Genomic DNA, 13,652 nt, shown 5'->3' with positions numbered 1-13,652 from the left:
TTATGAGCAGAACAGTATTTTGTCAACGCCTCCAACAGGAAGCAGACGGCCTAGATTTCCAACTTTACCCAGGCGAACTAGGTAAAAAGATTTTCGACAATATTGGTAAAGAAGCATGGGCCGAATGGCAAAAGAAACAAACCATGCTTATCAACGAAAATAAGCTCAACATGATGGACCCCACGGCAAGGCAATTTTTAGAAACTCAAATGCAAGCCTATTTATTTGAAGGCAAAGAGCCGGATATCGAAGGTTATGTGCCGCCTAAAAGCTAAAATCAGCCGTCAATCGGCGATAGTTATGCTGAATTTACGCGTTTTAGTAGAGATTTTGAACAAACAGTCATTTTTCTCTAAAAAGGTGTTGACTTAAATGCCCTAAATCCGTTTAATACGCACCCACAGCGAAGCAGGCAGTTTGAAAAAACACTTGTTAGTTGACGCCCAGATAGCTCAGTCGGTAGAGCAGAGGATTGAAAATCCTCGTGTCCTTGGTTCGATTCCGAGTCTGGGCACCATTATTCTAGAAGCCCTGCAAGCAATTGCGGGGCTTTTTTGTTTCTGACAGTGTGAAGAATAAAAATCCTCTTGTCCTTGCCGGTAACCGTGAGTTGCAATTCCGAGTCTGGGCACCATTATTCTAGAAGCCTTGAACAGAAACTTTTGAGGCTTTTTGGTTTTTAGTGCCTTTAGAAGTATTGCTACTCCGACACCTCAATTCACTTAAAGCACCTTAAAACTATAGCTATACCGATAGTCTAACCACGGCAATATATAGTTACTTAAAGGTGGTGCGCCCCAAGAATCAGTGCCACCTACTCCCCGTTGCATATAGTCGATGTTGACAAAAATTCTGTCGGTTTTTTGCAGTTCATAAGGATGCAAATTGCGCTCGACTTGGTCTTTTTTAGCGGCATCGTAATCGTCTGTTGAATAACGCTGTGCGCCAAACCCCATTTTCGACTGATTAATAAAGGCTATCCCCTGCCCCTTTTTATTTAAAAAGTTTACATAACGTACATCGCTGCGATAACCATTTTCTGAAGGGCGAATGTACGGCACATACATCTTTTCAACATCTGTTTTATATAACCCAACAAAAGCAGAGGATTTTCGGTCAACGTAGTTTTCGTGAGGGCCTCTGCCGTAGTATTCAATTTGATCAAATTGCGAGTCGAGCTGAAACAAAGTGCCTATTCGAGGAAGCTCACTAAATTTCTTATGAGGCGCGGCATAAAACCATACTTCCGCATCAATTTGTCCATTTGCGTGGATCGTCCACGTATTAAAAAAGCGGCTCTCTACATCAGGAAGATAATATTCTGCTTTGACGACTGCCGTATTAGCTGTGGTATTTTCAATTGCTAAAGAAACCAATTGAATATTTCGACCTGCAAATTGCCAAACAGGGAAGGTTTTCGCATAATTTCGACTTTCCATATCGTTGTAAACAGGCGCGCGCCAGAATTCAGGATGAGCCGCTGATTTTAAATATTCCACCTCGTTATTTTTAATGGAAGAAATTAAACCGCTGCTTTTGTCTATCGACATCGAAAATGCAGGGCCACTAAAAGTGAACGCTTCACTGTTGCTTGCAACTTTTAGGGTGTGTTCAGATTTTGCTGAAGCTGACTGATAAGAGTTAGCGATATGTAATTGCTCTTGGGCCACCACATGATTTTTGGCTAATAAGCCTGTTGGGTCCACTCCTGTGACTTCGATATTTAGAAAATACTCTGACGTTGAATTAAGTTTTGGAAGGTCAACTTTCACCAGTTGGGATTGCTGTGGTTCGGTATTTAAATCAGCGCTTTTACCCGTTTTTACCACTTTACCATCTGCTAAAAGCGACCAATGTAAACGGTATCCATCAAGTGATTTAAAGAAGTGTTTATTGGTGACTTTTACCGTACCCGCAAGCAAATCGAGGTCACTAAAACCGAGATTTTGCTGCACTTTTTTCACTTCATATAGATAAGGGTAGGGTTTGCGATCAGCGAATACCAAACCATTAGCACAAAAGCTATCGCTGTTTGGCGTACCTTCTGGCTCTAAATCACCGCCGTACGCCCAATAAAACTCGCCTGCTTCGGTGGTTTTGGCAAATGTTTGGTCAACCCAATCCCAAATAAAACCACCTTGCAAGGCATCATATTTTTCAAAGGCATCCCAGTATTCTTGAAAATTACCGAGTGAATTGCCCATCGCATGCTCGTACTCAATCAACACAACAGGCCTATCATCTAACTGCATCGCCGCATATCGCTCGATGTCGGCAATAGGCGCATACATTTGGCCGTAAGCGTCGGTGTGGCGTCGCAACTGTGCTTGCTCAGAGACAACTGGTGCAGGCTGCTGCGCTTTCAGCCAATCAAAGCTGGCTTCAAGATTATCTCCATCTCCCGATTCATTGCCTAAAGAGCGCATCACCACAGAGGCGTTATTTTTACTGCGCTGATACATATTAGAAATTCTGTCTATGTAGGCGGCTTGCCATTGGGGCTTAGTGACAATATGTTTTTCAGGATCATAACTGCCCCCTTGATTTGAGGCGCCTAAACCGTGGGACTCAAGATTAGCTTCGTCCATCACGTACAGGCCATATTTGTCTGCTAAATCATAGAAATAAGGGTCGCTAGGATAATGAGACATTCTTACCGCGTTTATATTGAACTGCTTCATTAACTTTACGTCTTCAAGCATCGACTCTCTGGAAATAACGTGGCCCTTTACCGGGTCGTGCTCATGGCGATTCACTCCTTTGAACAATACCGGCTGTCCGTTGACCAGAATGTTACCGTTTTTTAATTCAGTTGAACGAAAGCCAATATGCCTGCCAATATATTGCGACTCAGGTTCACCCTTTTGAGTCAAACTCACACTTAAACGGTACAAGTTAGGCAGTTCGGCGCTCCATAATTGAGGTTTAGAAACAACTTGCCTAAAAGAAACCTCGGTTTCTTTTCCTGGTGCTAACGCCTTTAAGGTAAGCTTTTTTGAAATGATAGGTTTATGGCCATCCTTAAACACATTCACTTGCACCGATAACTTGCCAGATTTGGTTAGGGCTCGATTATCAATTTTTGCAGAAAATTCGAGTACCCCATCTTGATAATCATTGCTTAAAGTAGTGTAAGCATGAATGTCACGTATGGCGGTTTTTGGCGTACTGTAAAGATACACATCTCGCTCGATACCACTTAATCGCCACATATCTTGGCATTCAAAGTAAGAGCCATCTGAATAACGATACACTTCTAACGCTAAGGTGTTTTTACCGGTTTTCACGTAGGAGCTGATATCAAAGGCTGCATCTGTTTTAGAGTCTTGTGAATAGCCAACCTTTTGACCATTAACCCAAATATAAAACGCCGATTTTACCGCGCCAAAGTGAATAAATACCGCTTGTTCTTGCCAGTCTACGGGGATTTCAAAAGACTTTCGATATGAGCCAACAGGATTGTAAGTTACCTTTTTATCTAAAAATTCTAAGCTGTTATCAAAGCAAGCATGGCTATGATAAAAAGGCGTTCCAAAGCCATTAATTTCCCAATTGGCAGGAACCGGAAAACTCCCCCACTTCGAATCGTCAAAGTCATTTTTATAGAAATCTACAGGGCGCTTTTCCGGGCTATCTACCCAATTAAACTTCCAATTTCCGTTTAACAGTTGATAGTTTGACTGTTGCCATGGAGCGTCAATAAATTGAGCATTTTTATCGTTTACTGAATAGAAAAAGCTCTTGGCTGGCTCTTTGTTGATCCTAAAAACTTCGGGATTGCGCCAATCTTCCATACCATTCGCCACCAATGACAGACAAAGCAATATTGTGAGGAACATCCACTGACTAAGACTGAGTACAGATAAATTCCTTGGTGATATATTGCTATCTATTTTTTTCATTTATGAATTCTCAAAGGGGCAGGTGGTTGAGTCACTCGCGGCTAACAATGCTGTGAGTTACAGTAAATAATCAGATCTTAATGCTAAAGCGCAATTTCAAGATTTTAGTACCTAAGTACCTTAGGTGCTGGGCACTATTTTAAATATTCCCGCACCATCGGTTGCTATATAAATATAACCATCAAGTCCTTGTTTAACATTACGAACTCGACCCACACCGGGGAACAAAGTTTCTTGATTGAGTACTTTGTCACCGTCTAATTCAAGTGCCACTAGATAAGCAAATTTTAATGAGCCTACTATAATTTTGTTTTGCCATTGTGGGTAGCGACTACTAGTCACAAAGGTCAAGCCTGAGGGTGCAATTGAAGGTACCCAATACCAAGCTGGTTGTTGCATGCCCGGTTTTTCGGTTAAATCAGTAAAAGAAGTGCCACTGTAATTCACGCCGTAGCTAATCACTGGCCAGCCGTAATTGGCACCTTTTTGAATGATGTTAATTTCATCACCGCCTTTGGGGCCATGTTCATGCGTCCAAATATCGCCGGTTTGAGGATGCATCGCCATACCTTGAGGATTACGATGTCCGTATGAATAAATAGATGGATTAGCCCCTTGTTGGCCAACAAAAGGGTTGTCTTTGGGAATACTACCATCGCTGTGAATACGATGAATCTTACCGGCATCGCGATCTAATCGTTGTGGATTAACGTCTCGATTGCCTCTATCTCCACTTGAAATGTATAGATACCCTAGTTTGTCAAATGCAAGGCGACTGCCATAATGCTGACCTTTGGTCGAGTTGGGCGATCCTTCAAAAACAACTTTTTGCTCAGTCAGCTCAAAATCTTGTAATTTGGCTCGCATCACAGATGTATGCGCTCCTTCATTTTCACCTTCTAACCCAGAGTAAGAAAAATATATAAGGTTGTTTTTCGAAAAGTTAGGGTCAATTGCTACATCTAATAACCCGCCTTGACCTTGAGCCCTTAATTTAGGTAACCCACCTATCTTCTGAGTTAACAATTTTCCGTCTTTAACTAACCTAAGTTCACCTTTACGATCAGACACTAAGAAAGTATTTGCATCTATCCAAGCCATGCCCCAAGGAATATCAATATCTTTGGTAACTAACTCTAAATTATAGGATTGTACACTTTCAGATAAGGGGATTTTTGGCTGTTGCGCACAAGCAGAGGTGAACATAGCAACACTTACCACCAATCCTACTAGAGATGTTATTTTTATCATTATAAACTCCACATAAGCATTATTAACTCATAGAGATAGTAGCACTGAATAGGTAAATTAAATCAACCATGTCTTGCGTAACAAATATTAAACAGTAAAACCCTCCTTTTAATAAACAAAAATCTTTTTTTACCCGAGATTTGTGTGTTTAATAGTTGTTCACACAACATTAGTGGTTATAATCTGTTTCAGATTTTTTGGGTAAGCAAGACCTAGTTTGGAGAATTTTGTGAAATTTAAAGCCTTTTTATGTATTTGTATGGGTATTTTTAGTGTGTTGGCAGTGCAAGCTCAGGATATGAGTGAAGATGATATTAAGGCGCGTATTCAGCCGGTTGGCAAAGTACATGTTGCGGGAGCTAAAGCTGCAACCGCTTCATCTGGCCCCAGATCAGGTGCAGACGTATATGCAAAAGCTTGTGTTGCATGTCATAGCGTTGGTGTATTAAACGCACCTAAACTCCAAGATTCGGCCGATTGGTCTCCACGCTTAGAAAAAGGTTTTGATACCGTTTGGCAAAACGCTATTAATGGTATAGGTGGTATGCCACCAATGGGCACTTGTGGTGATTGTTCAGATGATGAAATAAAAGCTGCAATTGAACATATGATTGAAGGCATCTAAAAAAGTTGGTAATTTTGATATAAAGTTGACTGACTTTAAAAAGGTCATTCTAGCCAAATAAATTACTTACATTAATAGAGCCATGGATGTAGCTAATGAGCCCCAAAAATAACGCCGAGCAACTGTCTTTAGAGGAACTACGCGAGCTTGTTCCTCAATTGCAGCGGATAACGCAAAAGTATAAGCGTTCTGAATTAATTCAGACGTCGTTATTTAAGATCTCAGAATTAGCTAGTTCAATCAGCGAACTATCAAGTCTTTACCCTGCGATTCATGACATAGTCGGTAGCTTTATGCCGGCGCAAAATTTCTTTGTTGCCTTTTATGATGAAGAAAAGGAAATCATCGACTTTGTCTACTTTGTAGACGAATTTGATGAACAAAAAGTCACGCAGATGTCGGCAGAGGATCTAAAAGATAGCCTTACTGGCTATATACTACGCACCGGCAAGCACTTATTTCTTACCAAAGAAAATTATCAACAACAAACGGCCGAAATACCTACTAATGTTTTAGGCTCAGATCCAGTGGACTGGATTGGCGTTCCATTAAAGCGAGGCTCACAGGTTATAGGTACTATGGTGGTTCAGAGCTATAACGAGTCCATTCGTTACAGCCAAGAAGATCTAGAGATATTACTATTTGTTTCTCAGCACATAGTTAACAGTGTTGATAGGGTTAAAAATAGAGAGTTGACCGAAAAAAGCATTCGTCAACGTACTAAACAATTACGACAGGTAAACGACGAATTACAAGACGAAATCAGTGAAAGACAAAAAGTAGAATCCTTACAGCAAGCGCTATTTGAAATATCTGAACTTTCAGCGACTGTAGAAGGAGATATGGACGATTTTTATGCTGCTATTCATGATATTTTGTCACGACTAATTGGCGCTCCTAACTGTTATATCGCCATGATAGACACAAAAAATCAAACCCTCACATTTCCCTATTACAAAGACGAACTTCAAACCCACATTGAATCACGCCCAATGAGTTTAGGTACAACAGAATATGTAATAAGGCACGGCAGCGCTGAATTAATTGATAGCTCAAGGGTAGAGCAATTAAGTGCAGCCAAGGAACTATCCGAAAGTGTCGCTGAAAATATATCTAAGAAGAAGAACTCATGGATTGGTGCACCGCTAATCATTGATGGCATTATCTGTGGTGTTATTGCCGTGCAAAGTTATGGCAACATTAAACAATATAATCTTAAAGATTTAGAGTTTTTACGTTTTGTATCTCATCACATAGCCGTGGGTTTAGAGCGCAAACAGTCGTCTGATGCCATAAAAATATATAATCAAAGGCTAGAAGAAAAAGTAAGAGAGCGAACCGAAGAACTCAATAGCACCAACTTATTTTTACAAAAGCAAATTGAAGAACGATTACAAGCCCAACGACAATTGGAGCATGATGCACAACACGATTCGTTAACAGGTTTAGCAAATCGAGTTTTATTCAATAGCCGACTAGAATTGGCCTTAGCTAGCAAGCAACGTTATCCCACAACTAATTTTGCAGTCATCTTTATAGATTTAGACAGATTCAAGCAAGTTAATGATTCCCTAGGACATATGGCTGGCGATCTATTTTTAATAGAAGTCGCCAGTAGAATTAGCTCCTGTATTCGTGGGCATGACTTACTTGCTCGCTTAGGCGGAGATGAATTTGTTGTACTGTTCGACAATTATGACACCCCTGAAGATGTCGAAGACATATCAGCGCGTATTATCACCTCTATTGCCAACGCCTTTAACATAGAAAATAAAGATGTGTATTCAGGTGCCAGTGTCGGTATAGCCTATATTGAAAATGGCTACCAAAAAGCTGAAGAGGTTTTGAGAGATGCTGATGCGGCTATGTATCAAGCTAAATCTTTGGGCCGTGGCCGATTTGTTGTTTTTGACAAATCCATGCGTGAAAAATTACTTGAAGAATTAGAAATCGAGAGCGAATTTAGAAAGACGCTTAACGCGAAAGCTTTCGATAGATATTCACAGCCAATTTTTGATTTAGTTAATCGAGAAATAATATATGAAGAATGTTTCATACTTTGGCAACATTCCAGCATAGGCGAAATCAAGCAAGAACAGTATTGGCAGATTGCCGAACAATTTGGGCTTACGGTAGAGATGGATAAATTTATGCTTTCTACCGCCTGCGAAATTATAAAAGAAAGGCAATCAAAGAAGGCTGATAATCACCCAAAAATGGCAATTAATTTGTCTATTCATCACCTCACGCAAACATCTTTAGCAGAGCAACTTATCGAACAGGTCAATGAGATGGGCGTTGATCCTAAACAGTTAGTGATAGAATTTGACGAAAATGCCCTTAATCACCGTTCACAGTTTTTCTTGCCTGCCATTGAAGTCTTGAAAAAAGCCGGAGTCACCTTAGTTTTAGATAACTTTGGTAGTGGTTTAGCTTCTTTGAGCTATTTATATTCTTACCCTTTTGATTATGTAAAAATCGACCATCATTTTGTAAAAACACTGCCAAAATCCGAACGAAATATGAAATTAGTTCAGTCTGTTTTGTCTATTTCAAAGCACTTGAAATTTAAGTTGATTGTAGATGGCATCAAATCCGAAAAGCAGCTTCAGGCATTGTTAGATGTTGGCTGCGTATTAGGGCAAGGTGAATTATTGCAAAAAGCAACAAAGCTGAGCCATGCCAAATAAATAACTACTAGGCTACCTAATTCTTATTCATCATATTGCGTAAATTAGCTATTCCCACTTGAGATTTTTGCTGGCGTTCCTGCGCCGACACTTTTGGCTTTTTATGCTCCCACACTAAGTCGTCCTGGGGTAACTCATGTAAAAACCGGCTTGGTTCTGGATTAATCACTTCACCGTATTGCCGCCTTTCTTTCACTAAAGTCATAAACAAGTTTTTTTGCGCTCGGGTAATGCCCACATAAGCTAAGCGCCTTTCTTCATCGATGTTATCTTCGTCAATACTACTTTGATGAGGGAGTAATCCTTCTTCCATGCCCACCATAAATACATAGGGAAATTCCAACCCTTTCGACGCATGTAAAGTCATAAGCTGAACTTGATCGGCCTCTTCATCGTCTTCTCCTCGCTCCATCATATCTCGTAGAATTAATCGATTAACCACCTCCTGCAACGTCATGGGAGGATCCAGTTCGCTGCCTTCTAACATGTCGCTTATCCAGCCAAATAAGGTACTGATATTGGCCATGGCCATTTCCGCAGCTTTGGGGCTAGTGCTTGACTCATACAACCATTCTTCATACCCCATGGCTTTGATCATCTCGCGTATAGTCGCTATGCCATCTCCTCTAACGGCTCGATCAGATAACTCAACTATCCAGCGACTAAACTGCTCAACCGACACTAAGGCTTTTCCCGATAGAACATTTTGCAAATTAGGATCAAAGGCCGCTTCAAACATGGAGGTGCGATTTTGGTTAGCCAAATTGCCAAGTTTTTCCAAGCTTACGCGGCCTATACCGCGAGTAGGCGTGTTTATCACCCGTAACAAGGCATTATCATCATCTTGATTCACCAGTAGTCGTAAGTACGCCATAATGTCTTTAACTTCAGTGCGCCCAAAAAACGACATTCCCCCACTGATTTTGTATGGAATACGATTACTCATGAGTACCTTTTCAAACACCCGCGACTGGAAATTACCGCGATACAAAATCGCATAATCTTTGAAGCTAGTCGCACCCATAAATTTGTGAGCCATTAACTCAGCCACTACTCGTTCGGCTTCATGCTCTTCGTTTTTAGCAACAATCACTTGTAATGGATCGCCATATCCCAACTCCGAAAACAGTTTTTTTTCAAATACATGAGGGTTATTTTGAATAAGGATATTAGCGCAATGCAGGATACGCTCTGAGGAGCGATAATTTTGTTCCAACTTAATGACTTTTAATTTTGGAAAGTCACTTTGCAGCAACACTAAATTTTGCGGCCTAGCCCCACGCCACGAATAAATTGACTGGTCATCATCCCCTACCACAGTAAATCTGGCTCTTTCACCTACCAATAGCCTTACTAATTCATATTGGCTGGTATTGGTATCTTGATACTCATCCACCAGCAAATAACGAATTTTGTTTTGCCATTTCTGCCTGACAGTCTCATTATTTTTTAGCAATATAGTGGGTAGTAAGATCAAATCATCAAAATCTAGCGCATTGTAGGCCCGTAAATGATTGTAATAACGCTGATAGAATTCAGCATGTTCTACCTCGCTGGGAGACAAAGTCTGATTTTTTAGATCCTCAGGTAGAATAAGATCATTTTTCCAGTTAGAAATACAAGACTGCAACGCCGAAAGTAATTCTTTGTCGCCATCAAACTCAAGCTCGGTTAAATCTTTGAGCAATGACATACTGTCTTTGTCATCAAACAAAGAAAAACCAGGTTTTAAGCCTAAGGTTTTCACTTCTGACTTAATAATATTTAGTCCCAGAGTGTGGAAAGTAGAGACTTTTAAGCCCCGCGCCTCTTTTTTGCCCAAGGTTTGCGCCACACGCTCTTTCATTTCTCTTGCGGCTTTATTGGTAAAGGTCACTGCGGCTATATATCTGGCCGGTAACTCGCACTCTCGTACTAAATATGCAATTTTATTGGTGATGACACGGGTTTTACCACTACCGGCCCCCGCTAAAACCAAGCATGGCCCAGAAATAAAATTTACAGCTTGGTTCTGACCGGGATTGAGTTTCATGCTAAATTAAACAACCAATGATGAAGGGGCGATGATTGTATGAGAATACACAGATGAGTCCAAGTAGAAAGGTAAACAAAAACCCATGCTAAACCCTAAAACCCTAGAAGAAATCGCGAAGCAAATTACTGATGCTGTACCACCGGGTGTAAAAACCATGGCCGAAGGCGCTGAAGCTAAAGTAAAACAAGTTTTACAGTCACAAATAAGCCGTTTAGATTTTGTGAGCCGCGAAGAATTTGATATTCAAAGCCAAGTGTTAATGCGTACTAGAGAAAAACTCGCAGCCCTAGAGGCGCGCCTCGCGGAATTAGAAAAGCCTACCGAGTAACTCGGCTTACATGCTGTAGTGACCAATAATGCCTGCAGCTAACACTAAACCTACATAATGGTTGTGCAAAAAAGCCTTGAAACATAAGCTTGTTTCACGATTTTTTATCAAGTGTTGTTGATACACAAATAAGCCCAAACTAATGGCTAATGACAAGTAAAACGGCCAACTTAGTGTTAGCGCAAAGGCGACGCCTAGTAGCAATAACAAACACAATATTTGTAATAGTAAAATAATCAATCTATCAAACCGACCAAATAATATGGCGGTTGATTTAATACCCACCTTTATATCGTCATGCTTGTCGACCATGGCATATTGAGTATCGTAGGCCACTGTCCACGCCAAATTAGCAAAATAGAGTGCCCAAACTATCCAGCTTAAAGACTGGCCTGTGGCCACAAAAACCATAGGGATGGACCAACCAAACGCAGCGCCAAGCACGACCTGAGGCAAATGCGTATAGCGTTTCATAAAGGGGTAAATAGTGGCAAGTATTAAGCCGCCAATCGACATCAAAATGGTTGCCCAAGATAGTGTTAAGACTAAAGCCAAAGCACACAACAACAGTACTACAAATAAGCCCAATGCTTCTTTTTCTGTGGCGGCCCCTGTTACCAAAGGACGTGTTGAGGTGCGGTTAACTTGACCATCAACCTTGCGGTCTGCGTAATCATTAATAACACATCCCGCCGAACGCATCACCACTACACCAGATACAAACACAATAAGAATGTGAAACTCTGGCAAACCTTGTGATGCAATCCATAACGCCCAAACACAAGGCCATAACAACAAATAAATGCCAATAGGTTTATCCGCCCGCATGAGCTGCCAATAGGCGTGTAATTTTGCTTTTGATACATGTTCCATAAGCCGTTAATTCATCTCTTGATAAGCGGGTGAATCGGGTAAAAATACCTCACTGACCGACATTTTTAGCCCTTCAAAGCTAAATGCCGAACAACGCCCCCATAAATCCTTGTTCGAGGATATATACAGCTTATTTAGAAACGCTTGGCTTGGGGAGATATTAGCCACTTCAAAAGGCATACGTTTAAAACGCTTATCGTTAAAAATTAGCTGTCCCAAAGGTTGTGTATTGAGATTAACAAAATCACCTTCACACAATTGCTGTGGGATAATTGAACGAGCAAAGACCCAAGGTTGGTTATCGCCCCACAATAATACCTCCCTTACTTGCCATTCTTGTTGCTCGAAGCTTTGATCTGGGGTACAGACTCGCTGAAACTCCTCAAGAGATATGGGGGCCTGCCGTTGACCTAGCAATGTTAAATGGAATGACTTGGATTGTGATTGTAACCTTTCAGTCAAAGATCCTGTATCTAGCAACCAGTTTTTTAAAAGGGGACTGGGGATGGAAAGTTTCTCGGGATGGGCCCACTGTGATGGGATACCGACAGGAAAAGTATAAGAAGAGTTCAAATTTACGACATAATTAATTAGTGACAATGAATAATACCAAGTCGGCGACTTAGACTAAAGTTAAATACTGTACTAACTTACCAAGCTAATTTAGCTTTATGATTATCAATAAAAATTGTTAAGCTAAGGTCAACGGTAATAATAATCAACAAAAGAAACAAACGATGAAAAAAACTCTATTCCTTTTTGCTAGTTTATTCGCTTTGTTAAGCTATCACACTATGGCGCTATCGCAAGAGGGTGAAGTTGTAAACCAAAACAACATGAGTTAAATACACAAAGCCTCACATCCTTCGGGGGTAGCTTGAATTCAAATAAGAAATAAGGGTCAAAAATAGGGGGAAAGTCTGTTTTTATATGATAAGTTTCCTGCTGGAAACTGTTGCGTCGGCCACCTTCCAGCGCTGTGCTTCAAGTGGGTCGGTATTCGGGTAAAATGAGGGGGCCTCAAGGAAAGGAGAGGTTTTGTGGCTCGAGTTGAAATCTCCATGCAGTGCATTGGTGGGTTTGCATTGAGGCATATGGTCAAGCATGTTGATGGTGTTGCCTGTCTCAAGAAAAAGGTATTGAGAGGGGTTTGATCTTCGATCCATGGATTCTTAACTTTATGTATTTTGCTAACGCTGAATCGGTAACAATGGGAATCAATTCGCAGTAGACATGGTAGGATCGAAAGAGTGGAAGGGTCAATGAGAAAGTGTCAGCGTTTCGTGGATAAGAAAAATAAAGATGGTGCCGAAGGCGGGAGTTGAACCCGCACACCCCGGAGGGCGCCAGAACCTGAATCTGGTGCGTCTGCCATTCCGCCACTTCGGCACGTGGAAATGATTATGATCTTTTACCGAAATACGGTCAAGGTTTTACGCTGTTCATATGGGCTTGAAATGGCTTAAGGGTGTTTTCGGGGAGGGTTTGATTGCGCTTGTCTGTTTGAGTATGGGGAGCTGTAATGAAAGCTGCTTGGCAATCTGTGGGATGTAGAAGTAGGTGGTAATTTATGAGACCGCACTCGTGGGTTGTGCGGCAATACTGAGGAGTGTATTTAGAAACGCATGTGGCCAACGGACTGACGCGGCGGCATCTTCGGTGAGGAGATCATTTGTATTGCCACTTAAGATGATGCGTTCCCGAATGAGTCCGCTGGTGGCAAGGAGTAATGGGGTAGGGATGCGGGGGGCGTCATCCACGATGAGGAGATCATACGGAACTTTTCGAAAGAGGGGATCAGTTAAGATGCGACCCGGTGTTGTGGCCATGATGCGTTTGTTTTGAGCAAAGGCTTGTCGGTTTGTGCCTTCTCCCGCGCCGAGCATTTCTCGAATTTTTTTTGTGCCACCAAGCCGGACAATATCTTCTTTGAGTTCATCGTATTCCG

The 13,652-nt window shown here is 41.3% G+C and carries 10 protein-coding genes and 2 tRNA genes; 5 read left to right on the top strand and 7 right to left on the bottom strand.

Features of this window, described 5'->3' with window-relative positions:
* The first annotated feature begins 2 nt into the window (after positions 1-2).
* Both Q0688_RS08820 and Q0688_RS08815 read left to right on the top strand, forming a co-directional pair.
* On the top strand, positions 3-275 hold the full coding sequence (locus Q0688_RS08820; protein WP_299074982.1) for an oxidative damage protection protein: 273 nt from the start codon (positions 3-5) through the stop codon (positions 273-275).
* A gap of 166 nt (positions 276-441) precedes the next feature.
* Positions 442-517: transfer RNA gene (locus Q0688_RS08815), tRNA-Phe, on the top strand.
* 205 nt (positions 518-722) lie between these two features.
* Here Q0688_RS08815 and Q0688_RS08810 read toward each other — a convergent pair.
* Together Q0688_RS08810 and Q0688_RS08805 are read right to left on the bottom strand one after the other, a co-directional pair.
* Positions 723-3,902 (bottom strand): glycoside hydrolase family 2 TIM barrel-domain containing protein, encoded by a 3,180-nt coding sequence (locus tag Q0688_RS08810; RefSeq protein WP_299074981.1) that lies wholly within the window; start codon positions 3,900-3,902, stop codon positions 723-725.
* Positions 3,903-4,022: 120 nt separating this feature from the next.
* Positions 4,023-5,153, bottom strand: a complete 1,131-nt coding sequence (locus Q0688_RS08805; RefSeq protein ID WP_299074980.1) for a PQQ-dependent sugar dehydrogenase — start codon at positions 5,151-5,153, stop codon at positions 4,023-4,025.
* A 229-nt stretch (positions 5,154-5,382) separates the two neighbouring features.
* Between Q0688_RS08805 and Q0688_RS08800 the strand changes: the two genes are divergently transcribed.
* Together Q0688_RS08800 and Q0688_RS08795 are read left to right on the top strand one after the other, a co-directional pair.
* Positions 5,383-5,778: a cytochrome c5 family protein gene (locus tag Q0688_RS08800; RefSeq protein WP_367179784.1), complete on the top strand. Its 396-nt coding sequence runs from the start codon at positions 5,383-5,385 to the stop codon at positions 5,776-5,778.
* A 95-nt stretch (positions 5,779-5,873) separates the two neighbouring features.
* Positions 5,874-8,468: an EAL domain-containing protein gene (locus Q0688_RS08795; protein WP_299074979.1), complete on the top strand. Its 2,595-nt coding sequence runs from the start codon at positions 5,874-5,876 to the stop codon at positions 8,466-8,468.
* A 16-nt stretch (positions 8,469-8,484) separates the two neighbouring features.
* Here Q0688_RS08795 and rep read toward each other — a convergent pair whose 3' ends face one another.
* Complete coding sequence (rep, locus tag Q0688_RS08790) at positions 8,485-10,500, bottom strand: DNA helicase Rep (RefSeq protein WP_299074978.1); 2,016 nt, start codon at positions 10,498-10,500, stop codon at positions 8,485-8,487.
* 85 nt (positions 10,501-10,585) lie between these two features.
* Between rep and Q0688_RS08785 the strand changes: the two genes are divergently transcribed.
* The gene (locus tag Q0688_RS08785) at positions 10,586-10,831 is read left to right on the top strand and encodes an accessory factor UbiK family protein (protein WP_299074977.1); all 246 of its coding nucleotides are present in this window, start codon (positions 10,586-10,588) and stop codon (positions 10,829-10,831) included.
* A gap of 6 nt (positions 10,832-10,837) precedes the next feature.
* Here Q0688_RS08785 and ubiA read toward each other — a convergent pair whose 3' ends face one another.
* From ubiA to Q0688_RS08765, 4 genes are all read right to left on the bottom strand, one after another.
* Positions 10,838-11,704, bottom strand: a complete 867-nt coding sequence (ubiA, locus tag Q0688_RS08780; RefSeq protein WP_299074976.1) for a 4-hydroxybenzoate octaprenyltransferase — start codon at positions 11,702-11,704, stop codon at positions 10,838-10,840.
* 6 nt (positions 11,705-11,710) lie between these two features.
* Positions 11,711-12,277, bottom strand: a complete 567-nt coding sequence (locus Q0688_RS08775) for a chorismate lyase (protein WP_299075121.1) — start codon at positions 12,275-12,277, stop codon at positions 11,711-11,713.
* Between the two features lie 730 nt (positions 12,278-13,007).
* Positions 13,008-13,093 (bottom strand) — tRNA-Leu (locus Q0688_RS08770).
* A gap of 179 nt (positions 13,094-13,272) precedes the next feature.
* Positions 13,273-13,652 (bottom strand): hypothetical protein (locus Q0688_RS08765; protein WP_299074975.1); only part of this gene is annotated, 380 nt, incomplete at its 5' end.

The organism is uncultured Paraglaciecola sp. (genome assembly GCF_937123705.1).
Classification (GTDB): Bacteria; Pseudomonadota; Gammaproteobacteria; order Enterobacterales; family Alteromonadaceae; genus Paraglaciecola.
The sequence above is the reverse complement of the archived record's forward strand: the minus strand, read 5'-3'. Positions and strand labels throughout refer to the sequence as shown.